This window comes from Gluconobacter sp. OJB (assembly GCF_039638275.1).
GTDB classification, from domain to species: domain Bacteria; phylum Pseudomonadota; class Alphaproteobacteria; order Acetobacterales; family Acetobacteraceae; genus Gluconobacter; species Gluconobacter cerevisiae.
In genome coordinates this window covers 982,303-1,008,552 of record NZ_JBDIWH010000001.1, presented here as the reverse complement: position 1 = coordinate 1,008,552, position 26,250 = coordinate 982,303, and the positions used below count along the sequence as shown (strand labels likewise).

The 26,250-nt window shown below is 61.0% G+C and carries 23 protein-coding genes; 12 read left to right on the top strand and 11 right to left on the bottom strand.

Annotated elements, in window-relative coordinates:
- Window positions 1-6: 6 nt before the first annotated feature.
- Entirely contained in the window at window positions 7-2,514 is a 2,508-nt protein-coding gene (locus tag ABDK74_RS04630) for a helicase-related protein (protein WP_346002884.1), read from the bottom strand.
- 135 nt (window positions 2,515-2,649) lie between these two features.
- On the opposite strand from ABDK74_RS04630, the gene ABDK74_RS04625 reads away from it, so the two are divergent.
- From ABDK74_RS04625 to ABDK74_RS04615, 3 genes are all read left to right on the top strand, one after another.
- Window positions 2,650-3,537 carry a ferredoxin--NADP reductase gene (locus ABDK74_RS04625; protein ID WP_194254312.1) on the top strand — a complete coding sequence of 296 codons (888 nt, stop codon included), beginning with the start codon at window positions 2,650-2,652 and terminating at the stop codon, window positions 3,535-3,537.
- A 29-nt stretch (window positions 3,538-3,566) separates the two neighbouring features.
- Window positions 3,567-4,961, top strand: a complete 1,395-nt coding sequence (gene gorA / locus ABDK74_RS04620; RefSeq protein ID WP_346002883.1) for a glutathione-disulfide reductase — start codon at window positions 3,567-3,569, stop codon at window positions 4,959-4,961.
- Window positions 4,962-5,041: 80 nt separating this feature from the next.
- Window positions 5,042-7,081, top strand: coding sequence for an FUSC family protein (locus ABDK74_RS04615; protein WP_346002882.1), 2,040 nt, complete (start codon window positions 5,042-5,044; stop codon window positions 7,079-7,081).
- A 6-nt stretch (window positions 7,082-7,087) separates the two neighbouring features.
- On the opposite strand, the gene ABDK74_RS04610 is transcribed toward ABDK74_RS04615, so the two are convergent.
- Window positions 7,088-7,912, bottom strand: coding sequence for an alpha/beta fold hydrolase (locus tag ABDK74_RS04610; RefSeq protein WP_206033137.1), 825 nt, complete (start codon window positions 7,910-7,912; stop codon window positions 7,088-7,090).
- A 66-nt stretch (window positions 7,913-7,978) separates the two neighbouring features.
- Window positions 7,979-8,392 carry a hypothetical protein gene (locus ABDK74_RS04605; RefSeq protein ID WP_346002881.1) on the bottom strand — a complete coding sequence of 138 codons (414 nt, stop codon included), beginning with the start codon at window positions 8,390-8,392 and terminating at the stop codon, window positions 7,979-7,981.
- Window positions 8,393-8,601: 209 nt separating this feature from the next.
- Between ABDK74_RS04605 and alkB the strand changes: the two genes are divergently transcribed.
- The 5 genes from alkB to gltX all read left to right on the top strand — a co-directional run bounded on the left by alkB (window position 8,602) and on the right by gltX (window position 13,796).
- On the top strand, window positions 8,602-9,255 hold the full coding sequence (alkB, locus tag ABDK74_RS04600; RefSeq protein WP_346002880.1) for a DNA oxidative demethylase AlkB: 654 nt from the start codon (window positions 8,602-8,604) through the stop codon (window positions 9,253-9,255).
- 47 nt (window positions 9,256-9,302) lie between these two features.
- Window positions 9,303-10,691, top strand: a complete 1,389-nt coding sequence (locus tag ABDK74_RS04595) for a class II 3-deoxy-7-phosphoheptulonate synthase (RefSeq protein WP_206033432.1) — start codon at window positions 9,303-9,305, stop codon at window positions 10,689-10,691.
- The gene (locus ABDK74_RS04590; RefSeq protein WP_206033143.1) at window positions 10,691-11,905 is read left to right on the top strand and encodes a nicotinate phosphoribosyltransferase; all 1,215 of its coding nucleotides are present in this window, start codon (window positions 10,691-10,693) and stop codon (window positions 11,903-11,905) included. Before ABDK74_RS04595 ends, ABDK74_RS04590 begins: the two co-directional genes overlap by 1 nt.
- Window positions 11,902-12,363 (top strand): hypothetical protein, encoded by a 462-nt coding sequence (locus ABDK74_RS04585; RefSeq protein WP_346002879.1) that lies wholly within the window; start codon window positions 11,902-11,904, stop codon window positions 12,361-12,363. The genes ABDK74_RS04590 and ABDK74_RS04585 overlap by 4 nt, the downstream gene beginning before the upstream one ends.
- Before the next feature lie 98 nt (window positions 12,364-12,461).
- The gene (gene gltX, locus ABDK74_RS04580) at window positions 12,462-13,796 is read left to right on the top strand and encodes a glutamate--tRNA ligase (protein ID WP_346002878.1); all 1,335 of its coding nucleotides are present in this window, start codon (window positions 12,462-12,464) and stop codon (window positions 13,794-13,796) included.
- A gap of 49 nt (window positions 13,797-13,845) precedes the next feature.
- Here gltX and ABDK74_RS04575 read toward each other — a convergent pair whose 3' ends face one another.
- The 4 genes from ABDK74_RS04575 to cysS are packed head-to-tail and all read right to left on the bottom strand — an operon-like array spanning window position 13,846 to window position 17,878.
- Window positions 13,846-14,730 (bottom strand): aldose 1-epimerase family protein, encoded by an 885-nt coding sequence (locus tag ABDK74_RS04575; RefSeq protein WP_346002877.1) that lies wholly within the window; start codon window positions 14,728-14,730, stop codon window positions 13,846-13,848.
- Between the two features lie 13 nt (window positions 14,731-14,743).
- Window positions 14,744-15,736 carry an ion channel gene (locus ABDK74_RS04570; protein WP_228120905.1) on the bottom strand — a complete coding sequence of 331 codons (993 nt, stop codon included), beginning with the start codon at window positions 15,734-15,736 and terminating at the stop codon, window positions 14,744-14,746.
- A gap of 4 nt (window positions 15,737-15,740) precedes the next feature.
- Window positions 15,741-16,517 (bottom strand): RNA methyltransferase, encoded by a 777-nt coding sequence (locus tag ABDK74_RS04565; RefSeq protein ID WP_099285569.1) that lies wholly within the window; start codon window positions 16,515-16,517, stop codon window positions 15,741-15,743.
- A 2-nt stretch (window positions 16,518-16,519) separates the two neighbouring features.
- Complete coding sequence (gene cysS, locus ABDK74_RS04560; RefSeq protein ID WP_346002876.1) at window positions 16,520-17,878, bottom strand: cysteine--tRNA ligase; 1,359 nt, start codon at window positions 17,876-17,878, stop codon at window positions 16,520-16,522.
- Window positions 17,879-17,963: 85 nt separating this feature from the next.
- Here cysS and ABDK74_RS04555 point away from each other — a divergent pair, with 85 nt between their 5' ends.
- Window positions 17,964-19,361, top strand: a complete 1,398-nt coding sequence (locus ABDK74_RS04555; protein ID WP_346002875.1) for an MATE family efflux transporter — start codon at window positions 17,964-17,966, stop codon at window positions 19,359-19,361.
- Here the strand turns inward: ABDK74_RS04555 and ABDK74_RS04550 are convergent.
- Both ABDK74_RS04550 and ABDK74_RS04545 read right to left on the bottom strand, forming a co-directional pair.
- Window positions 19,315-20,529 carry an MFS transporter gene (locus tag ABDK74_RS04550; protein ID WP_346002874.1) on the bottom strand — a complete coding sequence of 405 codons (1,215 nt, stop codon included), beginning with the start codon at window positions 20,527-20,529 and terminating at the stop codon, window positions 19,315-19,317. The genes ABDK74_RS04555 and ABDK74_RS04550 overlap by 47 nt on opposite strands.
- 99 nt (window positions 20,530-20,628) lie before the next feature.
- Window positions 20,629-21,099 (bottom strand): BON domain-containing protein, encoded by a 471-nt coding sequence (locus ABDK74_RS04545; protein ID WP_194254325.1) that lies wholly within the window; start codon window positions 21,097-21,099, stop codon window positions 20,629-20,631.
- A 365-nt stretch (window positions 21,100-21,464) separates the two neighbouring features.
- Between ABDK74_RS04545 and rpsD the strand changes: the two genes are divergently transcribed.
- The 3 genes from rpsD to ABDK74_RS04530 all read left to right on the top strand — a co-directional run bounded on the left by rpsD (window position 21,465) and on the right by ABDK74_RS04530 (window position 24,259).
- Window positions 21,465-22,082, top strand: coding sequence for a 30S ribosomal protein S4 (gene rpsD / locus ABDK74_RS04540; RefSeq protein ID WP_194254326.1), 618 nt, complete (start codon window positions 21,465-21,467; stop codon window positions 22,080-22,082).
- Between the two features lie 163 nt (window positions 22,083-22,245).
- Window positions 22,246-22,524, top strand: coding sequence for a hypothetical protein (locus ABDK74_RS04535; RefSeq protein WP_346002873.1), 279 nt, complete (start codon window positions 22,246-22,248; stop codon window positions 22,522-22,524).
- A gap of 187 nt (window positions 22,525-22,711) precedes the next feature.
- The gene (locus tag ABDK74_RS04530) at window positions 22,712-24,259 is read left to right on the top strand and encodes a peptide chain release factor 3 (protein ID WP_346002872.1); all 1,548 of its coding nucleotides are present in this window, start codon (window positions 22,712-22,714) and stop codon (window positions 24,257-24,259) included.
- Between the two features lie 41 nt (window positions 24,260-24,300).
- Here the strand turns inward: ABDK74_RS04530 and mtnK are convergent, their stop codons facing one another.
- A complete protein-coding gene (mtnK, locus tag ABDK74_RS04525; protein ID WP_346002871.1) occupies window positions 24,301-25,488 on the bottom strand; it encodes an S-methyl-5-thioribose kinase in 1,188 nt (395 codons plus the stop codon).
- Complete coding sequence (locus tag ABDK74_RS04520; protein ID WP_346002870.1) at window positions 25,485-26,183, bottom strand: hypothetical protein; 699 nt, start codon at window positions 26,181-26,183, stop codon at window positions 25,485-25,487. Before ABDK74_RS04520 ends, mtnK begins: the two co-directional genes overlap by 4 nt.
- Window positions 26,184-26,250: the final 67 nt, after the last annotated feature.

Genomic DNA, 26,250 nt, shown 5'->3' with positions numbered 1-26,250 from the left:
GACGGATTATGAGGGCCGCCTGCGCGAAGGCCCTGAGCGCTTATTGCCTTTCGCAGGGAAAGTCCGGCCGCCGGACTTTTTCGACCCCGAAAAAGAACTCCTGTCTCCCGATCCACCCACGGATCTCTCTCCGCCACGCCCCGGACGCCCGCCAACACGCTGCTGCTTCTGGCTTTCGCGCATCCGGCTCTGAGTCCGCAGAACCTGTTCGATCCAGTCATTGAGGATGGACGTGTTGATTTCCGCGTCCTGACGGGCCGGATAGGCGTCCGGAAAGCGCAGTGCGAGCCATCGCCAGGCCACTAGCCGCTTGTGCCGCTTCTCGGCCCGCTCCAGCTCCTCACGTCCCGCCTGTTCAGGATGTGGAAGGCGCCCTGTTCCTGGTGGTGGAACCGGGCGTCCGGCCGCATGATCCGCCGCCCACTGGACAAGACGCTGGATCCCATTATCCCGCTCGTCAATCGGACACATGGCATACGTCCAGCGTGTCGAAAGATCGAGGTTTTCCACACCTTCCAGAGCGGCTGCGATTTCCAGCGCCTGTTCCATGTCGGCGAGGCGGTAGTTCGGGTCATCCGCACGCAGAACGGCATGTTTGATTCGCGTCAGAACGCCATAGAGACTGTCGCTGGCAATTTCTTCGGCAACAGCTCGGACGATATCCGAATCCGGCTGCACCAGAGGGCGCAGTTCCGTAACGACCTCAGGAGGCGCGCTCAGCATCTTTTTGACGAAGGTCGGGCTACCCGCACCAGCCAGTACGCAGACAAGTCCGTTTTCATGCTTGCCGTAGCGTCCGGCGCGGCCGCCGATCTGTTTGACTTCCTGCGAGACCAGATCGCGCGTCTGACGTCCGTCGAATTTGCGCAGCGCACTGAACACCACGCGCCGGATGGACAGGTTCAGCCCCATACCGATTGCATCCGTCGCAATGAGGATGTCGGCCTCGCCATTGTTGAAGCGAGCCGCTTCCGCACGCCGGACTTCCGGGCTCAGAGCGCCGTAAACCACGGCCACACGACGTCCGCGCGCCATGAGTTCCGCGCGCAGATCCAGCACTTCGCGGCGCGAAAAGGCAATGACGGCGTCGCTAGGCTTCAGCTCATCGAGATGCAGCGTCTCACCCGCTTTGAGCGGGCTTTTGCGTTCGAGATGGATCTCGTCCACCGGATCGTCACAAAGTTCGGCGATGCGCTTGACCAAGGGGATGCAGTCCGGCGCGCCAAGAATGAAGACATGCCGTGCCGGGACGCCCATGATGGCTGCCGTCCACGCGGCGCCACGGTCTGGATCAGCCAGCATCTGCGCTTCATCGATGATCGCCACATCCACCGGGTTGTGAAATGGACACATTTCCACGGTTGCGGCCAGATGGCGTGCGCCTGGCATTTCAATCCGCTCCTCGCCCGTGGACAGGGATGCCGGAACGCCGCGTGAAAGCAGGGACTCGCGGAATTCATGCGCCAGAAGTCGCAGTGGAGCGAGCGCCAGACCGCTCTCGGCATTCGCCAGCGCATTGAGAGCGGTATAGGACTTGCCGGAGTTCGTCGGCCCGGTCACGAGCGTGATGCGGCGTTTCAGGGAGCGCGCTGTGCGGAAATGAGCCGCGAACCGGTCCAGCGCTGCGACACGGGCAATGGCCGCATTGCCCGCCTTGTTGCCCAGATCCAGAACTTCCGGCCGGTCTTTCGTTCCGCTACGCCATTGCGGCAGGAAGGTCCGGAGCCGCTTGAGTTCTGTTGGATCGAAAAAGAACAGTTCGATTCCGTCCGGCCGCGTTTCGCGGCGGGCGACGGGAATCCGGTTTTCCGCAATCCAGCGCAGGGCCTCGCGGCGGGAGCAGTGCAGGACGCCGGGCAGATCGTCGAAGCTGACGAGTCCATCTTCCCACTGACGCAGTCGTTCAAGCTCACGTGCCCTGCGTTCTTCGGCGCGGGCCTGAATGTCCGCCTGTTCACGAGCGCGGCGTTCTTCCGCAATCCGCAGATCGTCCTCAAAGCCCAGATCGACACTGCCGAAGGCGGCAGCAATGCTCTGTGAGAGTTTTTCAAGCTGACCGCTCGACAGGATCAGTCCGGTGTCGGCGAGATCGGCGCGGACATCTTCCAGAACGGCGCGCGGAGAATCGCCCATCTCCTGCCAGCGCGTCATCAGGACATCGTCCAGTATCCGGCGCAGGGCAGGCATGTCGGCGCGCGGGTCATGGGTGCGAGCCGCCGCCTCCTGCGTGTCGGCCTTGCTCACCCAGACTTCACCGGCCCTGCGACACAGATTCATGAGCTGGGACGCCCATGTCTTGCGGCGCACGACGCACAATGCCTCGATCAACCCGTCATGGGACAGGGTCGCTTCCGGGCCTTCCAGCCTGCGTGCGACCTGACGCAGCAGGGCAGGACGCTCGCGCGATGTAATGTCGAGCGAAGTTCCGAATTCAGCCTCGGCCCGCTGAAGGGCGCGTTCGGCCGGAGAAAGAGTGTCGGAAAGAGGGGCGTCCGGCATGGAGTCGTCTGTCATAAGAGTCTTGTGCGTCATTCTGGCATGCGCTTCAACGCGCATGGGTTTCCCGAGCGGTGACGATTGGGCTAAAAGACCCGACCCTTATCAGGTCCGAGACCTGTTATCCGTTCCGCCCCGGAGACAGAACCAGACATGTCTAACCCGACTTTTGCCGCCCCCACCCCCGAGATCGACGAGCCTCTGACCGGCCTGGTGCCGTTCGAAGGCCATCCGAAGCAGTATCGCCTTGCCGAGCCGAGCAAGGAATACGCACATCTGTATCCGGCCAAGGTGCTGACGGTCCATCACTGGACGGACCGCCTGTTCAGCTTCACCACGACGCGCGACCCCGGCCTTCGTTTCGAGAACGGTCAGTTCGCGATGATCGGCATCGAAGTCGAAGGCAAGCCGCTCCTGCGCGCCTATTCGATCGCGTCCGCCAATTACGAAGACAACATGGAGTTCCTCTCCATTGCCGTTCCCGATGGCCCGCTGACCTCGCGTCTGCGCCATGTGAAGGTGGGCGATACGGTTCTGATCGGCCGCAAGCCGGTTGGTACGCTGCTGCTCGATAACCTCAAGCCGGGCCGCAACCTGTATTTCCTATCCACGGGCACGGGTCTGGCGCCGTTCATGAGCCTCATCAAAGACCCCGAGGCCTATGAGCGCTATGAGAACGTGATCCTCAGCCATACCGTCCGCATTTCGGGCGAACTGGCCTATGAGAACCACATTCGCCACGAACTGCCGGAGCACGAGTTCCTCGGTGAGTTCGTTGCCGGCAAGCTGCGCTACTACCCGGCTGTGACCCGTGAAGACTATGCCGTGACCGATCGCATCACCAAGCTGATCGAGACGGGTAAGATCTTCGAAGATCTGGGTATCGACAAGCTGGACCCCGAGCATGACCGCGTCATGATCTGCGGTTCGCCGGAAATGCTGGCCGATACCGAAGCCCTGCTGGAGCGTATGGGCTTTGAGGAAGGCAATATGAGCCATCAGGGTTCGTATGTCGTTGAGAAGGCCTTCGCCGAGCGGTGAGGTTTGATAACAGGGTACGAAAGGCCGGAATGATGCAGGATTTTGATCTGTTCGTTATTGGTGCCGGTTCGGGCGGGGTGCGCTGCGCGCGCATTGCCGCCCAGAACGGAGCGCGCGTCGCGATTGCGGAGCGCCGTCACTGGGGCGGAACCTGCGTCAATCTGGGCTGCGTCCCCAAGAAACTGATGGTCTATGCGGCCGATTATGGCCGCGAGATCGCCGATGCCCCGTCCTATGGATGGGACGTCGCACCGGTCGCGCATGACTGGTCCACGCTGATCAGCGCTAAAGATCGCGAGATCGAGCGCCTCAACCGCATCTATGTCTCGATGCTGGAAAAGGCGGGGGTCACGCTGTTTACGGGCGATGCCAGCTTCGTGGACGCCCACACGGTTGAAATCGGCCCGTCCGAACTCGCACCGGACGCGTCGGTCCAGCGTATCCGGGCCAGGAACATCGTGATTGCCACGGGCTCCACGCCCACGCGCCTGAATATTCCCGGTGCTGAACACGCCATTGTTTCGGACGATGCCTTCCATCTGGCAGATCGTCCCGAGCGCGTCGCCGTGATCGGCAGCGGTTATATCGGGCTTGAATTTGCGGGCATTTTTGCAGGGCTGGGGTCGAAGGTCGATCTGGTCTTCCGCCAGTCGCATCCTCTGCGCGGTTTCGACAATGAACTGCGCGCCCATCTTTCCGAACTGCTGCCGCTAAACGGCATCAAGGCGCATCCCGGTCGCTGTCCGGAGCGGATCGAGAAGGTTGGCGAGACTTTCCGTCTGCATCTTGAAGGCGGCGAGATTATCGAGACGGATTGCGTGTTTATGGCGACGGGCCGTCATCCCAATCTGGCCCCGCTCAAGCTCGAGACTGCGGGTGTGGCCACATGGGACGGCCGTATTCCGGCCAAGCCCGATGATGCGACGACCAACGTGCCCGGCATCTACGCCATCGGTGACGTGACGGACACCTACAACCTCACGCCGACCGCCATTGCCGAAGGTCATATCCTCGCCGAGCGGCTGTTTGGCGAACCGGGGCGTGAATGGTCCTTCGCCACGACGCCCAAGGCCGTGTTCTTCTCCCAGCCGCTCGCAACGGTTGGTCTGACCGAAGAAGAAGCCGTGCAGAATCATGACGTGGACATCTACACGTCCACCTTCACACCGATGCGCCAGGCGCTTTCGGGCCGCAAGGGCAAGAACCTGATGAAGCTGGTCGTGGACACAAAGAGCCAGATCGTGCTCGGTGCCCACATGATTGGCCCGGATGCGCCGGAAATCATTCAGGGCCTTGCCATTGCGATTACGGCAAAGCTGACGAAGCGGGATTTCGATCGCACGATCGGCCTGCACCCCACCAGCGCAGAGGAATTCGTGACCATGCGAAGCCTCACACGCCACGTTCCCCGAAAAGCAGGCTGACACATCATGACGGCGCGTACTGGTCTCACGGAGGCCCGGCAGTCGGGCCGTCACAGAATTTCTGAAGGGCAAGACCGGGCATGAAGTTTGGCTGGCTGTTTGCCCCGTCCATCACGTCCGTCATGTTCGCCCTCCGCACTACGGTCGCCTCGCTTCTGGCGCTGGCGATTGCGTTGTGGATGGAACTCGGTGAGCCGCAATGGGCCGCCATGACCGTCTGGATCGTTGCCCAGAATTCGCGCGGCGAGAGTATTTCCAAAGGGCGCTGGCGTCTGGTCGGTACCGTCATCGGGATGGTGATGGCCATCGTGCTCATGGGGGCTTTTCCACAGTCTCCTTGGCTGTTCCTGCCCGCCCTTGCCATCTGGGTGGGGTTATGCGCCGGCTTGGCCACGCTGACACACAACTTCCGCGGTTATGCCCTCGTGCTCGCGGGTTATACCTGCACCATCATCGCACTCGGAGCGGTGAAAGAGCCTGACCATGTTTTCAACATCGCAATGGCGCGGGGAACCTATATTTTCCTCGGTGTGATCTGCGAGACGGCGATGGGCATGATTGCGCTTCCCAATGTCGCCGGACGCGCGCGTGAAGAATTGCGGAACCGTCTTCAGGCCATTCTGAGCCGTGCCATCCCGGCGCTGACGGCCGTTCTGCGCCAGAAAACGGGCGCGACGGATGATCTCTCCGCGCTGCTGGGGTCTCTTCAGGCTTCCAGCGACCAGATTGAATTCAGCCGCATCGAGATCCGCAGCGAAGGCAACGAGGTCGAACACGCCTATGTCACGCTTGGGCTGGTTGCGCGTGTCCTGTCGCGTGGACTGGGTTTGCGCACCCGCATGACCTCCGTGACGCACCAGCCCGAAGCCCTGCGACCGTTTCTGGAAAACATGGCCAATGCGCTGGACGGATTGCCGGAGCGTCTGGTGACGGATCGTCGCGGAATTGGTGCTCTGGTGCAGGCCGAGGCCCTTCTGGCGGAGTGTCGCGGGCGTATGCAGACCGTTCTGCCCCGCGACGACGAGGATTCCCTGAACGAGGGCATCATCCTGACGGGCGTGGAAGTCATGCTGTCCGATCTGTGTGAGACGATGCGGTCCTATCGGGCCAGCGTGGATGGAGCGCCGGTCTCGGAGCGCCATCGCCTGACCCGAAATCCAGACTGGCGCGCGTCCATGCGCAACGGTATCCGCACGACTGTGGCGCTACTGTTCGGCGCCTATGTCTGGGAAGTCACGGCCTGGCCGCAGGGGAGTGTGTTCCTGACCTTTATCGCTGTGGTCTGCGCGCGTTTCGCAACTTTCGAGAACACCGTGCTGCTGAGTTCCGCATTTTTCTACGGTGCGTTTTTTGCGGCTCTGGCGAGCATCATCCCGGTCTTCATCGTCATGCCGGTTACGGCGAATTATCCGTTCTTCTGCCTTGTGGTCGGATTCTTCATGATGATAGGCGGTCTGGCCGCTCGCAATCCGTCCACGGCGGTCATGGCGGCGTCCTATGGCACGTTCTTTCCGTTCCTTCTGGGGATGGACAATCAGGGACGTATCAACGAACTCGGTTGGTTCAACACCACCATTGCCCTGCTGCTGGGCCTGGGGGCGGGCGTGATCATCTTCCGTGCCGTTCTGCCATTTACCCCGGCCCGTGCGGGTGAAGTTCTGCGCTATCAGCTCAAGCGTAGTCTGCGACGTCTGGCGCTGCCGGGTGTCGTGATGGACGAATATGTCTGGATCAATGAAGGTACGCAGAGCATGGAGCGCGCCGTGCGTTTTGCGGGCTCCCTGTCCAGCGACCGGGCGGAGGCCATGCTGCGCGGAACGCTTTCGGTTTTGACGGTCGGACGAAACGTTCTGATGCTGCGTAAACTCGCGCAGCACGGAAGCCTGCCGGACACTGCGGTGGCTGCAGTGGACGGGCTGGTCCGCAACCTGTCCCGCCGTAAGCTGCCTCTGACGCACACAACCGCGACCATCGACCCGACCCTCGACGAACTCTATGCGCTGGAACGCCAGTCGCAGGACCCGTCGATCCGCCATGATCTGGTTCTGGCCATCGGGTCCCTGCTGATCGTGCGCACTGAAATGCCGGTCAGCAGGGCGTTTCTCAAAGGCGCGTTCTGACGCGTCTCAGGGTGTGGCGAGAAAGCGGAGTAGATCCTCGTTCACCCGCTCGGCATGGGTCATGAACAGCCCGTGCGGCGCGCCTTCATAGGAAATCCAGGTCGAACCCGGAATGGCCGCTGCGGCCTTCTCGCCAGAAATTTCCGCCGGAACGGTTGAATCACCTGTTCCATGGATCACCAGCGTCGGAACGGTAAAGGCCTGAAGATCCGGACGGAAATCGGTCGTGCCCCAAGCATCCACGCAGTCCAGCGTGGCCATCGGGCTAGCCATGCTGGCCAGCAGGAAGGACCAGTCCAGCACGCCCTGACTGACGGGGTGATGGATCATGCTGACGCCGTAGAAGTCTGGAATGAAATCTTTCAGGAAGCCAAAACGGTCCTGACGGATTTTCTGCTTGATCCCGTCGAGCACGGCAATGTCCACGCCTTTAGGATTATCGGACGTTTTGAGCAGGAACGGCACGACGGACGAGAGCAGGACGGTTTTGGAAATGCGCGAGCGACCATGTCGGCTCAGATAGCGGGCGACTTCGCCGCCCCCCATGGAGAAGCCGACCAGCGTCGCATCCCACAGATCGAGCTGTTCGAGAATGACCGCCAGATCGTCGGCGAAGGTATCGTAGTCGTAGCAGTCGACCGGATGGCCTGACTGGCCAAAGCCGCGCCGGTCATAGGTGATGACGCGATAACCCGCCTCCACCAGTGCCAGAGTCTGTTTTTCCCACATGTCCCCGGTGAGGGGCCATCCATGAATCAGGACGACAGGCTTGCCTGCCCCCATATCCTTGACGTGAAGGCTCGTTCCATCAGTGGCGGTGATATACGGCATGGTTCTGATCCTCGAAGGAAGTCATACGAAGACCAGAACTTGCTGCCGGGGTTTTGGTTGCGTGCCTTACCAGCCGTTTCCGCGCGGCGCGACATAGCCGTTGCCGGTGGCGTCGCCGAGCTGGCCGGACTGCGTGTTGTTGCTACCCTGATAGGACGATCCGAACTTGGAGAGGTTTGCGCCCGTTACGGAATCACGTTCCACACCCGCCTCATGATCCGGGTCCGGACCATGCTCGAAATCGTTGGATGGCGTATCGGAATAGCCCGGAGGCGGCTTGCGATGGCCGCGTGCCCGGAAATGCTCGCCGCCTGTCGTGGCCTGCTGCTTGGCGTCCGTCTGCCCCTGATTCGGCTGCACGGGAAGGGTCGTGCCGGAGGCATACGGCTGACCGAACGTCGCGGTCTGGGCCTGTGCCGCCCCTGCCAGCAGGGCAGTCGCCAGCAGGGCGTGGCAGAAGAAACGGGAAGAGGACAACATGTGATCCAGTCCTTGGCCGATCATGACAACAAAACTGCCTTGCAGAGTTCTGATAACGTCATGGTCTGACATTCATCGGCAAGGCGGCATATCGTTTTATAATCGGCCTGCTTTGAGCCGGGTTCAAGAGTTCTTTTCCTGTGCAACGTTCCCATATGCAGGGTCATGCCGAAATTCGGGAAATTTTATCGCCGTTCGGAGAGAGGTTGATGGAGGATCTTTTCGCATCTCTGCGCCCCAAAACCGTTCTGGCAGAGGGCGCGGTATGGTTGCCCGGCTTTGCGTTGCCGGATGCTCCTGCGCTTCATCAGGCCATTGCGGATGTGAGCGCCGTCGCGCCCTTCCGGCATTTCTACACGCGCATGGGGCCGATGTCCGCCGCCATGACCTCCTGCGGCGCCTGTGGCTGGACTGCCGATCCATCGGGATATTGCTACACCCGAACCGATCCACAGACCGGCCTTTTCTGGCCCGCTATGCCGGACGCACTTCGTCATTTGGCTGTCCGGGCAGCAGCGGAAGCGGGATATGACGGCTTCGATCCAGCGTCCTGCCTCATCAACCGCTACGCGCCGGGAGCGGGCATGGGGCTGCATCAGGACCGTGACGAGGGGCGGCCGGAAGCGCCGGTCGTGTCGGTTTCTCTTGGGATCCCAGCACGTTTTGCGTTTGGTGGTACGAGCCGGGGCGATCCGAAGTGCGTCATCGAACTTCTGGACGGGGATGTCGTGGTCTGGGGTGGGGCATCGCGCTTTGCATGGCACGGGGTCTCCCGCATTCGCGAAACATTCCATCCGCAGACAGGTGCCATGCGATACAATCTGACGTTTCGCGCTATCAACGTCGCGCTTTTTCGGCCATAACCAGCCCCCCGCAACTCCTGCATTCACATCCTTCCGGAGGGCATTTGATGCACCCCTCGAGCCAGACCCCGACGTCCACCAACACGATGTCCTGGTCTCCTGCAAGCTGGCGTTCCCGCCCCATCGTCCAGGCTCCATCCTATGCGGATGAAGCGGCGCTTGCTGCTGTCGAAGCTCGTCTGCATCGATATCCACCGCTGGTTTTTGCGGGGGAAGCCCGTCGCCTCAAGACCCGTCTGGCCGCAGCCTCGCGCGGTGAGGCTTTCGTCCTTCAGGGCGGCGCCTGTGCCGAGAGCTTCGACGAGTTCACGGCTGACATCGTGCGCGACACATTTCGCGTCCTGCTCCAGATGGCTGTGGTCCTGACATTCGCTGCCAAAGTTCCGGTCGTGAAGATAGGGCGCATGGCCGGACAGTACGCCAAGCCGCGCTCGTCCAATACCGAGACGATCGATGGCGTGACGCTGCCGTGCTATCGCGGCGACATCATCAACGGCCCCGAATTCACACCCGAAGCCCGTATTCCTGATCCGCGCCGGATGGAGACCGGATATTTCCAGTCCGCCGGCGTGATGAACCTGCTCCGGGCTTTCGCGCATGGCGGCTATGCGAACCTGCATCAGGTCCATAGCTGGAATCTGGGCTTCGTGGAACGTTCTCCGCTCGCGGCGCGCTATCAGGATCTGGCCCACCGCATCGACGAGACTCTCTCCTTCCTGCGGGCCTGCGGCTTTGACGGCTCGGCCTCGCAGATCGACGAGACGGAATTCTACACGTCTCACGAAGCCCTGCTCCTGCCGTACGAACAGGCTTTGACCCGCGTGGACAGCACGAGCGGTGCCTATTACGACTGCTCGGCGCATTTCCTGTGGATCGGCGATCGCACCCGTCAGCCCGACGGCGCGCATGTCGAATTCCTGCGCGGCGTGCAGAACCCGATCGGCATCAAGGTCGGCCCGACCACGACGGTTGCGGATCTCGAAAAGCTGCTCGAAATCCTGAACCCGAATGACGAGGCCGGTCGCATCACGCTGATCTCGCGTATGGGCAAGGACAAGGTGCGCGAGCATCTGCCGCCGCTGCTTGATGCCGTGAACCGCACGGGCCGCACCGTGACCTGGCTGTGCGATCCGATGCACGGCAACACCACGACCACGGCCAGCAAGATCAAGACCCGCTCTTTCGACAATATTCTTGGCGAAGTGCTCGGCTTCTTCGATGTGTTCGAGGCAGCGGGTCGTCGTCCGGGCGGGATCCATCTCGAAATGACCGGTCAGGACGTCACGGAATGCATCGGCGGTGCCCAGTGCCTCACCGAGGATGATCTGGCCGGTCGCTATGAAACATTCTGTGATCCGCGCCTTAATGCGGAACAGTCCCTTGAAATGGCCTTCCTTCTTGCTCAGGAATTGACGGGACGAGCAGGAAAGAAATAATGACCGCTTCCGATCCCCAGAATACTCCACAGGCCGCGCTCCGGCGCGCGCTTGGTACTCTCGGCCCGCTGGACGAGACAACCATCGAAGCGCGGACGGACGCCTATTTCGGGCGAACGCGGCATATCGTGGAGCATTTCGGGGATTCCCGCGTCACCTATGCGGTGTTCATCCGCCGCCCGGTGATTGCGGCGTGCGGTCTGGTCACGCAGTGGCTGAAGAACGTGGCGGAGGCGCAGGGCTTCGATCTTCAATGCCGGGAAATGTATGCCGAAGGCGAGTGGGTCGGGGCGGGCGAGCCGCTGCTGTACCTGACCGGCAGTTTCAGCCGTCTGGCGCCGCTGGAAACGCTGGTGCTCCAGCGGATCGGTTCGACCTGCGTGGCAGCCCATAACGCCTATCAGATGGCCATGGCGCTCCCCTCCATTCCGTTCCTCGCCATGGACGCCCGTCACTGCGCGGGCTTTGAGATGCAGGAACAGATGGCCTATGCGGCGGGCGTCGGCTCCCGAGCGGCCCGCAAGGAAGGCGCTCGTGGCTTCATCGGCAATGCTAATGATGCCACGGCCGGTTTCTTCGGTCTTGATGCCGGTCTGGGCACGATGCCCCATGCCCTGATCGGTTATGCAGGCTCCACGCTGCGTGCGGCGGAGATGTATGACGAGGTCTATCCGAACGATCCGCTGACGGTGCTGGTGGATTACTTTGGTCAGGAAATCACGGACGCGCTCGCCGTCTGCCGCCGCTTCCCCGAGCGTGCTGCAAAGGGTCATCTGAGTGTCCGTCTGGACACGCATGGCGGTCGCTTCCTTGAAGGACTGGACCCCCAGACCTCATATGGTGTGCTTGAGCGTCACACGCCGGGCACCATCCGCCGCTATCGTTCCGATCAGGAACTGCGCGATCTGGTGGGAACGGGTGTGTCGGCGGCGGCGATCTGGCGGATGAGGGAGGCTCTGGATCATGCAGGGTTCCATCATGTCAGGATTGTTGCCTCTTCCGGCTTCAACGTCGCCAAATGTTCGACGATGCGGGACGCTCATGCCCCGATCGACGTGATCGGCAGCGGGTCCTTCATTCCCGACCGCTGGTCCGAAACCTATGCAACGGCTGATATCGTGGCCTATGACGGGCAGCCCCGCGTCAAACTCGGACGCGAGTTCCTGCTCCAGAAGGTCCGTGACAGCCACGAGACATCCAAGGACATTTCATGACCGACGATACGATTGACCCTGTCGAAGGCGCCCCGGAAAACGACCCGCAGACGGGAACGTGGAGCGTACGCATCATCGACCTGTCCGGCGCTTCGGAAGGCGAGGATGACACGGTCGAGGTGGTCAAAGACTTCATCGACCTGATGCACGCCAACGCCTATGCCCGCGCTTACGTCCGCGACAGCATCGAGCGCTGCCGCACTCCGGGTGCGAGTAGCAAGGAAGTGATCGAAAACTGGTTCGCTTTCGGCGAAAACGCCGAAGTTGTGGACGCTGGCGAGGATGGCTGGAAGTCCTCCACGGAACTCGAGGACTTCGCGGCCAGCCGCGCGACCCCGATGGAGCGTGACTGGCGCGCCATTGATCCGCGTCGCCTCGTCGATGATGAGGAAATCGCCGGGCCGCCGGATGATGACGACGAGGACGACGAAAACCGCCACGAAGTGATCCGCCACTGAACACCTGATGCAGGGAAGGGGCATGTTCCCCTTCTTTGCATGACCCTTCCTGAAAACCCGCTCTGGAAACGCGGCGCATCATGCGGCATTAAGACGTCATGAAACTGCGCTTCGCTCCGTCTCCGACCGGTTACCTGCATGTTGGCAATGCGCGTCTTGCCGTCGCCAACTTCCTTTTCGCGCGCCATAACGGCGCAAAATTCTTGCTGCGGATCGACGATACCGATACCAGCCGTGGCAAGCCCGAATATGAAGAGGCAATCGGCAAGGACCTGTCCTGGCTGGGGCTGAAATGGGACGAGTACGTCCGCCAGTCTGAGCGGCTGGATCGTTATGCCGAAGTCATTGAAAAGCTGAAGGCAACAGGCCGTCTCTATCCGTGTTTCGAGACGGAATATGAACTGAACGCCAAGCGCGAAGCCCGTATCCGCTGCGGCAAGGCACCGATCTATGATCGCGCCATGCTCAAGCTTACGGCTGACCAGCGCGCCCGCGCCGAAGCCAACGGCAAAACCCCGCACTGGCGCTTCCGCCTCAGCGATGGCAGCCGCAAGTGGAACGACCTCGTCATGGATGAGTGCTCGGTCAAGCTGACGGCCATTTCCGATCCGGTTCTGGTACGCGGGGACGGCACGATCCTCTACACGCTGGCCTCCGTGATCGACGATCTGGATCTGGGCATCACGCATATCGTCCGTGGTGAAGACCATGTGACGAACACCGGCGTGCAGATCGATATCGCCGAGGCGCTGGGTGCGAAGCCCAACCGCTTCACCTTTGCGCATCTGCCGCTGTTGCTGGATTCTGATGGCGGGAAGCTGTCCAAGCGGTTCGACTCGCTCGCGCTGAAATCCCTGCGTCAGGACGGGCTGGAGCCGATGTCGATCGTCTCCTATCTTGCCCGCGTGGGATCGTCGGATGATCCGCAGGTCATGACGATGGACGAGGCCATTGCGGCCTATGACATCTCGCATGTTTCCAAGTCGGCCGCGCGGTTCGACATGACGCAGCTTCTCGCCCTGAACCGCCGTGCGCTGCACAGTCTGCCGTTCGAGGCTGCAAAGGCGCATCTGCCGCCGGAAGCCGACGAGACGTTCTGGAACGCCGTGCGCGGAAACGTCGACCTCTCCGCCGAGATCCCGCATTGGTGGGACGTGGTGCATGGCACGATCGTCCCGCCCTCACAGCCTGAAGACCGTGAGTTCCTTCAGCAGGCCCTCGACACCCTTCCCGCCGAGCCATGGGGCGAGGACACCTGGAAGGACTGGACCAATACGCTCAAGGAGGCTTCGGGCCGCAAGGGGCGGACCCTCTTCATGCCGCTGCGTCTGGCCCTGACTGGTGAAGATGCAGGTCCGGAATTGCACGTCCTGCTTGGCCTGATGGGGCGCGAACGCACAGTTGCTCGTTTGCTGGACGCCATTCAGGCCTGAGCCTGTCTCCCCGTCGTGTTTTCTGAAAAGCACGACGGGGCTGATTTTTTCAGATCGCTCTGACGGACCAGAACGCCGTCCAGCTTTCGCCCGGCTTTAGATGTAACAGGCCGGGTTTTTGTGAAAAATCGCCTTTGAACCCAACCGGTGTCGCATAGCCGTACCAGGGCTCGATGCACAGGAAATCGGCTCCCGGTTTCGTCCACAGGCCAAGCTCTTTAAATCCGCCCCAGACAAACCGGATGCCCGCTCCGTCCGGCCCGACCATGTCCACGGACCGGCTTTCGGGCTTCTCCATGATGAGCGCGTCTTTTTCAAAAAGCGCATCCGTCAGTGCAAGCACGTTGTCCCGGACCGGCGTATGCTGTTTTTCCGGCAAAAGCAGTCCGTCAGCGTCAATGCGTCGGACGGGCAGGGGCTCGTCATATTCAAAAACCAGCTTGTAGCTGTCTTTTGCCACGCCCTCTTTCAGCGGCCAGCGGAACGCCGGATGTGCCCCGAGGGAGGCATGAAGCGTGCTGGTGCTGTCCGGATTATGCAGATGATACGAGACACGCAGAGTGTTGTTCTCGATCAGATAGACCAGTCGCAGCTTGAACGCGGACGGGAAGAGCGCACGGCTTTCGGCGTCGTCCACCAGCTCCAGTGTGCAGCCCTCGGGCGTCCGTGCGATCCAGCGGAAGACCCGGTCACGCGCTAAGCCGTGCTGTTTCAGCCGGACGGGCGTGCCATCGAGCGTAATCTCATGTTCGGGGAGGCGGCCAATAATCGGAAACAGGACCGGCGACTGTCTCGGCCATGCCGGTCCTGCGTTCCAGAGCAGATCGTCCGTCCCGTTATGCAAGGCGACCAGTTCGGCGCCATGGCTTCTGACCGAGGCTTTCAGCAGGCCGGTTCCGAAATCATGTCTGTCGTCCGTCACGATATCCGTCATGGGATGTCTCCTGTCAGGGGGTAGGATCAGGCGTTTGCGGCGTATCGCCCGGCTCGGTCGTATGGAAACGACGGAAATCGACTTCCACGCGCCCGTCCGGACGATTGGCGATCATATCCGAAAAACGGTAGCCGTGTTTCACATGTCCGATTTCGTAGGCATGACGGGCGAAAACGGTCTGGGACGAGATTTCGTCCGTCCCGTCCATCGTGATGATGATTTCCGCGTTCTGATCGATCAGCGTCTCGGCGGACAGGCCATAAAGCGGGCTCTGTGCATCGATCAGATGGGTTGCGTTCAGACTGATCCGGAAGATCGGCATGTGGGACTGCACGAGCGTCAGGCGGTCGAAACGCCGGACCAGACGTCCGCGTTCGTCCGGCATCAGGCGCGTGAGGGTCATCTCGATATTGGCGGACAGAATCAGGGTCCGGCGCTGGTTGGCAATGCGAATCGTGAGAGTGGGGATCACGTCGTCATAGGAGACGACCGCGACATGACTGAACAGGACGCGGGCGCGGGGGCGCGAAAAGCGGGCGAAGACCAGCCCTGTGGCGAGCGCGTTCAGCATCATGCCCGCCAGCACTTCGAACGAGACGATGGTGTTTGTCAGTCGTCCGACTGGAGCCATGGTGCCGTAGCCCACGGTCGAAATGGTTTGAACGCTAAAGAAAATATCGTCGAGGAAATCCCCGTTCGGAACGCCACTGACGCTGTGCGGGATGACGTAATACATCAGGGCAAAGGCGACATTGATGACCAGATACAGCCCCATGGACGCCCAGAAGAACGTGAACCAGCTCATGGTCATGAGGGTGTGGTAGAGATCCCCGAAAACCCCGGCATCCAGACCGGTGCGGATGATGTCGCTGCGGCCGTTCTCTTCGAGAACATGCGCCCGGATCCTGTTGACCGTCTCGACGACGGTGGGATGTCCGTGCTGTGATTCTGGCGCCCCCGGATCAGGTCGGGCTTGCATCCGTTTCCGGTGGCGCCAGTGAATCATGGGGTCAGCTCCTGTTCCTGCGGGCGCTGCTCAGTTCGCTGACAACGCCGTGAAGGGTGCGAAGCTCCTGTTCCGTGACTTCGCCTCTGGTGAAGAAATGACGCAGGTTCCGCACCATGCCGGGGCGTTTCTGCTCGTTTCTGAGGAAATTGGTCTCATCCAGATCGCGGATGAGGTGGGACATGAAATTTTCCATCTCCCCCTTCGTCGCCACATGCGTCTCATTGGTCATGAGTTCGCGCGGTGGCGTCATGTCCTCGGTCAGGAACCACTCATAGGCCATGATGAGCACGGCCTGTGCGAGGTTGAGGGACATGAATTTCGGGTTGAGCGGATAGCGGACCAGCGTATCGGCGCGGGCCATGTCCTCGTTGTCCAGCCCTGCGCGCTCGGGTCCGAACAGGATGCCGGTGCGCAGGCCGCGGGTGGAGGCGACGCGCAGTTCGGCCGCGGCACCTCGCGCGGTCATGACCGGCTTGACCACATGGCGCGGGCGCGGACACGTTGCGAAAATACGGTGCAGGTCCGCCACCGCGTCGTCCACGGTTTCGAAAACCTGCGCCGCATCCAGAATCCGATCCGCGCCTGACGACGCATACCAGGCGCGTTCCTGCGGCCAGCCGTCGCGCGGTGCCACAATGCGCAGATGGAACAGGCCGCCATTCGCCATGGCGCGCGCGGTCGTGCCGATATTCTCGGCAAGCTGCGGACGCACCAGAATCACAACCGGATCAAAGTCTCCAAGGGGGCCGATATCCGCCCCGCCGTCACGTCCGGTCATGATTACGCCTTTCGCCATGTTGTGCCACCGGGGCCGTCTTCAAGGGTAATGCCATCGGCGGCAAGCTGCGCACGAATGGCATCAGCACGGGCGAAATCGCGGGACTTGCGGGCCGCAAGGCGCTCTTCGATCAGGGTTTCGATCGCACTGGCATCCACACCGGACTGGAACCACTCGGCGGGGGTGACATTGAACAGGCCCAGCATCTTTCCGGCAGCCAGAAGACTGGAGGCCGCGTCCTGATCGCCCTGCATGGCGGCGTCCGCCAGCGGGTGGAGGGCCGCGATGGCCAAAGGCGTGTTCAGATCGTCGCACAGCGCGTCCATGACCGCTGCCGGAACAGCGGCACCCGGTTGCGCATCGCCGCGTTCAAGTGCCCGGTACAGCCGATCCAGTACCCGACGGGCTTCTTCAAGCTTGTCCCAGCTGAAATCCAGCGTGGAGCGATACTGCGCGCCCAGATAAAGCAGACGCAGCGGTTCGGCGGGCGAACGGTCCAGCACTTCGCGGATCGTGAAGAAATTGCCGAGCGATTTCGACATTTTCTCGCCGTTCGACAGCAGCATCCCGTTATGGACCCAGTGCGTGGCGAATTTGCCATGCGGATGGCAGCACATGGACTGCGCGCGCTCGTTCTCATGATGCGGAAAAAGCAGGTCGTCGCCGCCGCCATGAATGTCGAAGCTCTCGCCCAGATAGCGGTGCGACATGGCCGAGCATTCGATATGCCAGCCCGGACGTCCACGCCCATAAGGGCTGTCCCAACCCGGCAGATCCGGTGCAGAGGGCTTCCACAGCACGAAATCGCCCGGATCACGCTTGTAAGGTGCGACTTCAACACGGGCGCCCGCAATCATATCATCGAGCGAGCGGCCTGACAGTGCGCCATAGGACGGGAAACTGCGCACCGCAAACAGCACATGCCCTTCGGCTTCATAGGCATGTCCCGTTTCGATCAGCTGCGCGATCATCTCCAGCATATCGTCGATATGATGGGTGGCGCGGGGTTCGATATCGGGCGGCAGAATGAAGAGTGACGCGAGATCTTCATGAAAGGCCTGCGTCGTGCGTTCGGTCAGGGCGGAAATGTCCTCGCCGTTCTCTTTTGCGCGCGCGTTGATCTTGTCGTCCACGTCGGTGACGTTACGAACGTAGGTGACGCGTGGATAGAGCGTCCGCAGCAGGCGGATGAGGATATCCGCGCACATCATGGCGCGCAGGTTGCCCAGATGCGCGCGGTCATAGACGGTCGGTCCGCAGAAATAGACGCGCACATTCTCAGGATCGAGGGGCGTGAACGGTCGCTTTTCGCGAAGATGGGTATCGTGCAGGCGGAGCACGTGTGCAGCAGGATCGGCCATATGCCGATCAATGCGCCAGCCTTGGTTCGGGTGCAACAGGCTTTGTTACTCTTGTCGGCAGGTTTGACGCCTGTATTAGGGAGGCATGAGCAGCACCTTTTCCAGTCATCCGCCGTCTGACCCGACAACGCCACGCAATCATGCCTTAACGCTCGTGCGGATTGCGCTGCCGCTGGCCCTGTCACAGCTCTCTGAAATGGCGATGGGTGTCACGGATACCATCCTGCTCGGTGGCCTGGGTGTGACGGAACTTGCCATTGGTGGTCTGTCCAGCACGTTCTTCTTCACGACCATGGTGACGTTCCAGGCCGTTCTCGGCGGGGCAGGGGTGCTTCTGTCACATGGGCGCGGCGCTCAGGATCATGGTCGCACGTCCCATGACGGGCGCAGCGTCATGAGCGCGACGCTCGCGCTCGCCATCGCGGTCTTCATTCCGTGTGCCCTGCTGCTAGCATTTTCGAAAACCATATTCGCTTCCATCGGCGAACCGGCGGAAGTGATCACGCATGGCAGCCGCTTCATTGATATTCTGCTGCTGTCACTTCTGCCTGATCTGGCCGTTATTGGGGTGCTGCGTGTCGCACTGCCGGCGCTGGGCGCCGAAACGCTGCTGCTCTGGATCATGCCGGCCATGGCGATCTGCAACGGTCTGACCAATGCAGCGCTGATCCACGGCTGGGCGGGACTTCCGGCCATGGGGCTTTATGGTTCCGCAACGGCGACGACCCTGACTGGCTGGGTCGTCAGTTTTGCTTTGTTCGGTCTCTGCCTGACTCATGAGCGCGTCAGGGCAGTCCTGAAGCCCGCGCCCGTGCAATGGGCCGTCATGAAGGATCTTCTGAAGCTGGGTGGTCCCATGATGATGGGGGCTGCTGCTGAAATCCTGATGTTTCAGATCACCAGTCTGCGTGCCGGTGAACTCGGAACGCCCAGTCTTGCGGCCCATCAGGTGGCGGTCAATGTCAGTTCGCTGCTGTTCATGGTGTGTCTGGCGATCGGTCAGGCGACGAATGTGCGCGTGGCGTACTGGCGCGGAGCAGGGCGCATGGAGCAGGGGCGTCGCGCGGCTCTGACCGGAATGGGCATCGTGCTGATGTGGAGCCTTGCCACATCCTCGCTGCTACTGATCTGGCCGGAAAAGATCCTGCCGCTCTATTTCTCGAATCGTACGCCGGACCCTGAAACCACGGCGCTTGTCGTGACGCTCCTCAAGATTGCCGGGCTCTACCAGATCGCGGATGGCCTGCAATGCGTCTTCAATGGTGCCCTCCGGGGCTGCGGAGACGCCGTGACGCCCATGCTGATTGCCATGGCGAGTTATGGTCTGGTCGGCCTGGTCTTCGGCGGCTGGCTGGCTTTTCATCAGCATTTCGGCGTTGAAGGTCTCTGGATCGGCATGGCGCTGGCGCTGGCCACGACCTGCGTGGCCTTCGGGATCAGGCTGCTTCGCGTGATGCGGAAACCCGTGCCTGCCACATCGTAAGACCGTAAATCACCAGTCCCAGCGCCGAGAAGATGGCGCCACCCCAGCCAACGGACCCCAGCCCGAACCCTGAACTGACCAGCATGGCTCCAAACCAGGCCCCGAAGGCGTTGGCCATATTGAAAGCCGAGTGGTTGAGCGAGGCCGCCAGTGTCTGGGCGTCCCCGGCGACTTCCATTAGTCGTGTCTGAAGGGCAGGTGAGAGCATGATGATCCCGGCCGGAACCAGGAACGTGATCGGCAACATGGCGTAAGGAGAGGGCAGCAACAGCCAGAACCCCAGCATGAAGACAATGCTGACCGTCAGGGAGACGATCACCGTCCGGTCGATGCTACGGTCCGCCATGGCCCCGCCGAACGCATTGCCCGCCACCATGCCCAGTCCCCACACGACCTGATAGACAGCCACGAGCCAGCCCGGAAGCTGCGTGATGTCCGTCAGTCCGGTTGTGAGGAAGGTGTAGATTCCGAACAGTCCACCAAACCCGACTGCGCTGGTCAGCAGCGTCAACAGAACCTGAGGCCGTTTGAACGCGCCGAGTTCGGTCAGTGCGGTTGCGCCCGGATGCGGCCTGTCACGAGGGGCGAAGAACCAGATTCCCACGAAACACACGAGGCCCAGTGCCGCAATAACCCCGTAAGTGACGCGCCAGCCGACATGACTTGCAGCATATGTTGACAGTGGTGATCCGATAACGGTCGAGATCATGATGCCTGACAAAACGCGTCCGACCGCCCGTCCGCGCCGGGCACGCTCGACCATCGATGCGCCGATCAGAGCCGAAACGCCGAAAAACGCGCCATGAGGCAGTCCGGTCATGAACCGCATGAGTTCAATGCCAGCAAGGTTCGGCATCAGAATGCTGCCGATATTGCCAGCGATGAACAGGCACAGAAGACAGAGCAGAAGTGTGCGCCGCGGCAGACGCGCGCCAGTGATCGCAATCAGCGGCGCTCCGACGACAACCCCCATCGCATAAGCCGAGATGGCCCAGCTTGCCTGCGGAATGGTGATGTTCAGGGAATGGGAAAATTCCGGCAACAGACCCATCATGGCGAATTCGCCGGTGCCGATGGTGAATGTCGCCAGCATAAGGGACAGCATGGCCGGTCCGACGCCGTGGGGCGGTCGCACCCGTTCGACGTCGAGAGGTTCGATGGAGTCCATGAGGAGAGTTCCGGGAATGGGGGTCAGGACCGTCCTGCCATTGCCGGGCTCTGAAAAGCTGTCGTGGCACCCCATCTTTGAGGAGCCACGACGAACAGGTCAGTCTTCGGTGGGCAGGCGGATGGTCTGACCCGGATAAATGTCATCCTTGGCCGTGACAAGCGGCTGATTGGCATCCAGCAACTCATCGCCGGTGATGTCCTGCGGCAGCTTGTCCGCAACCTCATCGAGCGTTTTGCTTGTCTTGATCTCCAGAAAATCCGGGTCCGGAGTTCCGGCGGGCACGGCAATTTCGGCCTCGACTGCGGAGACGCCTGCGACATTGCCTGCTGCAAGGATCATCTGGTCGCGGTCCTTGGCGTTGTCCGCCTTGCCACGCAGATAGATCGTGCGGTCATCGATCACCAGATGGGACATATGCATCTGGGCGAGACCGAATCTCTTGAAGGCACGCTTGATGACGCTCTCCCCGGGCTTGGGGGGCAGGGGCGCATCAAGGGACTGCACCAGTCCTTCGAGGGAGCCTTCGCCGATACGGCCGGCCTTGGGATTGAAGCGGTAGATTTTCATACGGAAACTCGAAAAATCGTGTTGCTCCCCTTCAGGAGTGCTCGGAAAAAAGCGAAGGGGAGATCCGGACAGTCAGCGCAACCGGAAGAGGGATGGTTGCGCAACTTCCTGGTCCCCACTGCAAGAAAATGACCACGCTTGCAAGCAGGTTTTGATTGACCCCGCCCGGGGACTCCTGTAGGCGCGACGGCACAGCCGGAAACGTGGACGTACCGGCCGGTCCATCAGTGCGGGAGTCTGCAACCCCGCCGGTTCGGCATCTGGGTGCGCGCCCGCTCTTTCCAATCCGGGAGAGAGCCTACCGGCACAACAAAACGGACCGCCATGCAGCATGGGGCGGTTCTGATGAGTACAGGGGTCAACCCATGTCAAAGCGTCTTGAGAGCAAGTACAAGATCAACCGCCGCCTCGGCGTCAACCTGTGGGGCCGTGCCAAGTCCCCGGTCAACCGTCGCGAATACGGCCCCGGCCAGCACGGTCAGCGCCGCAAGCAGAAGCCGTCCGACTTCTCCATCCAGCTGATGGCCAAGCAGAAGCTCAAGGGCTACTACGGCAACATCAGCGAGAAGCAGTTCCGCAAGTATTATGACGAAGCCGTCCGTCGCAAGGGCGATACGTCCGAGAACCTGATCGGTCTGCTGGAGCGTCGTCTGGACGCCGTTGTGTACCGTCTGAAGTTCGCGATCACGCCGTTCGCATCGCGTCAGTTCATCAGCCACGGCCACGTCACGGTCAACGGCAAGAAGGTGAACATCCCGTCTTACCTCGTGAAGGAAGGCGACGTCATCGAAGTCCGTTCCTCCTCCAAGCAGCTCGCCATTGTGCTCGACGCTGTGCAGACGGGTGAGCGCGACACGCCGGAATACGTTGAAGTCGATCACCGCCAGATGAAGGGTACGTTCCTGCGTATTCCGGTTCTCACGGACGTGCCGTATCCGGTGCAGATGGAACCGAACCTGGTTGTCGAGTTCTACTCCCGCTGATCCTGAACCGGGCTTTTGGGCCCGGATCGGAATGCGACCGGAAAATGCCGGATGGGTTCTCCCATCCGGCATTTTTTTATTCTGGCTGGAAGGAGGCGGTAGTGGTGTATCGTTCTGTTGCCGAGTGATGCTGTCTGTGTCGCAGGGAGTGGGGCAGAGGCACATGCGGTCTGGGCTATGGATCATTCTGATTTTCGCGGGTGTATGCGTTTCTGCGCAGGCACGCGGCATCAACACCTTCATTGCACCCGACATGCACTATCATCCGCCACCAGCGGGGCCGCATCCCGTCCACTGCAAGGATGGAAACATTGTCTGGACGCCCAGACGCTGTCGGGTCATTCCGCCTGTGATGGAGCGTACGGCGGCGGGAAAGACCGTGGATTCCGTGCGTAATGTCGTTCGCAGTCTCACAGGGCATACACTGGGGTTTCGCTGGTAAGTTCGCACGGGAGCAGCGCCTTTCTCCCTTGACGGAAAAAGCCGGTTTCTCCACATTGCGCCTCCCAACGGAAAAGCACATTTTCCGGGTGTCCCCCACTGTTGTCAGACGTGCTATCTGACCCCGGACACTGCGAGGGAGCCGGTCCCGGACTTCTCCCGGATTTGCTGTTGTCATCGGAGGCATCATGTCAGAGGCGCAGAGCGCTGAAATCAGCCGCGAGATCGCTCGTCGGCGTACGTTCGCAATCATTTCCCATCCTGACGCCGGTAAGACGACCCTGACCGAACGCATCCTGCGAGCGGGTGGTGCGATCCAGATGGCGGGCAATGTCCGCGCCAAGGGCGAACGTCGTCGCACGAAGTCCGACTGGATGGGGATCGAACGCGACCGTGGCATTTCCGTCGTGACATCGGTCATGACCTTCGAATATGGCGACTGCGTCTTCAACCTGCTCGATACGCCGGGCCATGAAGACTTCTCCGAAGACACCTATCGCACCCTGACGGCCGTGGACTGCGCGGTCATGGTCATCGACGCCGCCAAAGGTATCGAAGACCGAACCCGCAAACTGTTCGAAATCTGCCGCCTGCGCGACATTCCCATCGTCACCTTCATCAACAAGATGGACCGTGAAGCGCAGGACTGTTTTGCGCTGCTCGACGAAATCGCCAATACGCTTGCGCTGGACACGTCTCCGGCAACATGGCCGATCGGGCGTGCAGCCAAGTTCATTGGCACTTACGATCTGCGGACGCAGGAAGTGCATACGAAAGAGCCTGTCGGCGAAGACGATCCCCGCATCATCCAGATGCGCGAGGAAGTCGAGCTTGCCGAAGCCGCACTTCCCCTGTTCGATCGGGACTCCTTCGACGCGGGCCATCTGTCCCCGGTCTTCTTTGGCTCGGCCATGAAGGAAATCGGTGTGACGGACCTGCTCGACGCGCTTGTGGCTTATGGTCCCCCACCTCGTGCGCAGCAGACCGAAACACGCGAGGTCAAGGCTTCCGAAGATCAGGTCACGGCGCTGATTTTCAAGATTCAAGCCAATATGGACCCGAACCATCGTGACCGTATGGCTTTCGCCCGCGTCTGTTCAGGCCGTCTGACCCGTGGGATGCGCCTTAAGCATGTCCGGACCGGTAAGCAGTTTGCCCTGCATACACCGCAGTTCTTCTTCGCCCGTGACCGCCAGCTTGCCGAAGAGGCGTTCGGTGGCGACGTTGTTGGTATTCCGAACCACGGCACGTTACGGATTGGCGATACGCTGAGCGAGAGCGAAGATCTGCGCTTTACGGGCGTGCCACACTTCGCCCCCGAAATTCTGCGCCGTGTCCGTCTTGATGACGCGATGAAGGCCAAGAAGCTGCGTCAGGCCCTTGTGGAGCTGGCCGAGGAGGGTGTGGTGCAGCTTTTCCGTCCGCAGGATGGCCTCTCGCCGATCGTGGGCGTGGTTGGAACGCTCCAGCTTGACGTGCTTCAGTCCCGTCTTCAGGGCGAATACGGTGTGACCATCGGCTTCGAGAGCACGCCCTACTCGCTGGCCCGCTGGATCACGGGTGACCGCGCCAAGATCGAGATGTTCCAGGATATGAACCGCTCGGCTATGGCCGATGATCTGGATGGAGATCCGGTTTTCCTCGCGACCTCTTCTTTCATGATGCGCCGGACCATCGAGATGAATCCCGATCTTACGTTTCATGACATCAAACAGATCGGCATGTCAGCCGCCTGACAAGAAAAACCCCCGCTCTGAAAGGAGCGGGTTTTTTTTTATCATAGTCCCATCAGGGAGAGGATGTCGGCAAAACTCCGTAGCGATGCACTCTGCACCACTAGTGTCCGTCCGATCTGGAGTGCTTTCTGTCGCGCCAAAAGACGATCCTTTTCGGTGCGGCACAATTCGTAGTCGGCGACCTGTGCAAACCCGACCGTCCGTCGGATCATTTCCAGTCCACAAAATCCCGCCGTATCGCGCAGGATACTATTCAGGAACGCCTCGATCAGATCCTGACGGGCCGCAGGTTCGGAGAGTGTCCAAAGATCGCCGCCGTCTTTCGAGAGACTGGAGCGTAATTCTGTTGAGAAGCTTTTCCAGAAGGCCAGCATTTCGCTTCTGAGGAACGCAACCTTGTAGGGGGCGGCGCAGAGATGCAGCGCCAGATTGCCCAAATAAAGCCCGCAGTCGAACCCGACCGGCCCCATCGTAGCGAACTCGCCGTCAATGACGCGGACATCCGAACCGTCCAGCATGATCGAGCCGGTGTGCAGATCGCCATGAAGCAGCGCCTGCCTTGCCGTCAGAAAGCGCTCCTGAAGCCGGCCGACAGCGAGGTGCAGTGTTCGGTCGGTCTGAAGTGCTTTCACGTCTTCGCGCAGACCGGCTTCCGGTTCCGGGTTGCGATCGCAAACGCGGTACGGGTCTGTCAGGATCAGATCGACCGTAATGCGGGTGAGGGCGGTATTGCCGGAAAACTGCTCCAGCAGGCGCGCTCCGGCCTCAAACGGCTGGTTTACCCATCCCGTCGCCTGCACGGTTTTGGCCACATAGGTCCCGATCACGGCGGAAAATCCCGGAACCGCACGATCCGCGATCAGCGCCGATCGCAGAACTTCATGCGCCGTCAGGCATTCCATGACGATCAGAAACAGATCTGCATCATAAGCCAAAAATTCCGGCATCAACCCCGGAGCGGCGGGCGCCACAGTCTGCATATAGCGCGATTCATACAGCGCCCGCTCCAGCGGCATGGGCCAGTCCGGCGCCACGCGGACATGAGGCAGAGCCTGCTTGCAGCAGAGCGCTCCAACCGGACCGTCTACCAGAAACACCGTGTTGAGATTGCCATCGCTGACTTCACGGATGGACCAATTGGCAGCATCGCCTCCCAGTCGCTCCGACAGATCCGGCTGCTGTGCAAGCCACTCCCGCAAGCCTGAAGCATCCAGAATACGGTAGGTCATCGGTTTCGCTCCAGCATGGCGGATAATGTAGGGACGAGCGGTGTGGGCAGTGTCGTATCGGGCCGGATCAACATCAGTCTCTGGTATTCTGCATTACCCAGACGGTTGCAGCGTTCTTTCAGAGATTCGAAATCCAGCGTGGCGATGATGTCCATGCCGACATCCACGATATGGGTCTGCGGGTGTTCACAGGCCAGAAGACAACCTCCGATCTGACATTCCGTCTCAGACACCCCCAGTTCTTCAAGACATTCCGCCATCAACTGGGCCGCCAGATCAATCTGCGCCTCCCCATCGCGGCTTTCCACATTGCCCGCTGGAGCGCCCTGCCAGTATCCGGGAAGGTAAATGGATGTTTCCGAACGCTGCCCGATGACGATCCCGTCGGTTGTCCGCAACAGGCCTACGACCGCCAGTGGACGCAGAAAATCCGCACCATACAGATCTGGCTCCCGCATCTGGGCCAGAACCCGCCTGTATTCCGACCAGTGCCCGCTGATGATTTCGGCGTTGATGACATCGGCACAGAAAACGCGCCCGTTATAGAGCGTGGGATGTTTCGCAAGCGCGGCATTCCAGTGTGATGCCACACGACTTTCGATCGCCGGAGACAGGTCCGGCATAGGCCGCGCGATCCGAACCGCGACCTGAGGGGCCAAAGGGGTGAAGGGCCATGCAGATCGAAAATCAGTCATCGGTCGCTCCGGATGAGGCAGCGGAAGGGGAGTCTTTCATGGACCGGAACTTTCGGGTCCGCAACGC

Bases quoted from the DNA above. Each gene is read 5' to 3' on its own strand.
- ABDK74_RS04630 (WP_346002884.1), bottom strand. From the start codon at position 2,514: ATGACAGACGACTCCATGCCGGACGCCCCTCTTTCCGACACTCTTTCT.
- ABDK74_RS04625 (WP_194254312.1), top strand. From the start codon at position 2,650: ATGTCTAACCCGACTTTTGCCGCCCCCACCCCCGAGATCGACGAGCCT.
- gorA (WP_346002883.1), top strand. From the start codon at position 3,567: ATGATGCAGGATTTTGATCTGTTCGTTATTGGTGCCGGTTCGGGCGGG.
- ABDK74_RS04615 (WP_346002882.1), top strand. From the start codon at position 5,042: ATGAAGTTTGGCTGGCTGTTTGCCCCGTCCATCACGTCCGTCATGTTC.
- ABDK74_RS04610 (WP_206033137.1), bottom strand. From the start codon at position 7,912: ATGCCGTATATCACCGCCACTGATGGAACGAGCCTTCACGTCAAGGAT.
- ABDK74_RS04605 (WP_346002881.1), bottom strand. From the start codon at position 8,392: ATGTTGTCCTCTTCCCGTTTCTTCTGCCACGCCCTGCTGGCGACTGCC.
- alkB (WP_346002880.1), top strand. From the start codon at position 8,602: ATGGAGGATCTTTTCGCATCTCTGCGCCCCAAAACCGTTCTGGCAGAG.
- ABDK74_RS04595 (WP_206033432.1), top strand. From the start codon at position 9,303: ATGCACCCCTCGAGCCAGACCCCGACGTCCACCAACACGATGTCCTGG.
- ABDK74_RS04590 (WP_206033143.1), top strand. From the start codon at position 10,691: ATGACCGCTTCCGATCCCCAGAATACTCCACAGGCCGCGCTCCGGCGC.
- ABDK74_RS04585 (WP_346002879.1), top strand. From the start codon at position 11,902: ATGACCGACGATACGATTGACCCTGTCGAAGGCGCCCCGGAAAACGAC.
- gltX (WP_346002878.1), top strand. From the start codon at position 12,462: ATGAAACTGCGCTTCGCTCCGTCTCCGACCGGTTACCTGCATGTTGGC.
- ABDK74_RS04575 (WP_346002877.1), bottom strand. From the start codon at position 14,730: ATGACGGATATCGTGACGGACGACAGACATGATTTCGGAACCGGCCTG.
- ABDK74_RS04570 (WP_228120905.1), bottom strand. From the start codon at position 15,736: ATGATTCACTGGCGCCACCGGAAACGGATGCAAGCCCGACCTGATCCG.
- ABDK74_RS04565 (WP_099285569.1), bottom strand. From the start codon at position 16,517: ATGACCGGACGTGACGGCGGGGCGGATATCGGCCCCCTTGGAGACTTT.
- cysS (WP_346002876.1), bottom strand. From the start codon at position 17,878: ATGGCCGATCCTGCTGCACACGTGCTCCGCCTGCACGATACCCATCTT.
- ABDK74_RS04555 (WP_346002875.1), top strand. From the start codon at position 17,964: ATGAGCAGCACCTTTTCCAGTCATCCGCCGTCTGACCCGACAACGCCA.
- ABDK74_RS04550 (WP_346002874.1), bottom strand. From the start codon at position 20,529: ATGGACTCCATCGAACCTCTCGACGTCGAACGGGTGCGACCGCCCCAC.
- ABDK74_RS04545 (WP_194254325.1), bottom strand. From the start codon at position 21,099: ATGAAAATCTACCGCTTCAATCCCAAGGCCGGCCGTATCGGCGAAGGC.
- rpsD (WP_194254326.1), top strand. From the start codon at position 21,465: ATGTCAAAGCGTCTTGAGAGCAAGTACAAGATCAACCGCCGCCTCGGC.
- ABDK74_RS04535 (WP_346002873.1), top strand. From the start codon at position 22,246: ATGCGGTCTGGGCTATGGATCATTCTGATTTTCGCGGGTGTATGCGTT.
- ABDK74_RS04530 (WP_346002872.1), top strand. From the start codon at position 22,712: ATGTCAGAGGCGCAGAGCGCTGAAATCAGCCGCGAGATCGCTCGTCGG.
- mtnK (WP_346002871.1), bottom strand. From the start codon at position 25,488: ATGACCTACCGTATTCTGGATGCTTCAGGCTTGCGGGAGTGGCTTGCA.
- ABDK74_RS04520 (WP_346002870.1), bottom strand. From the start codon at position 26,183: ATGACTGATTTTCGATCTGCATGGCCCTTCACCCCTTTGGCCCCTCAG.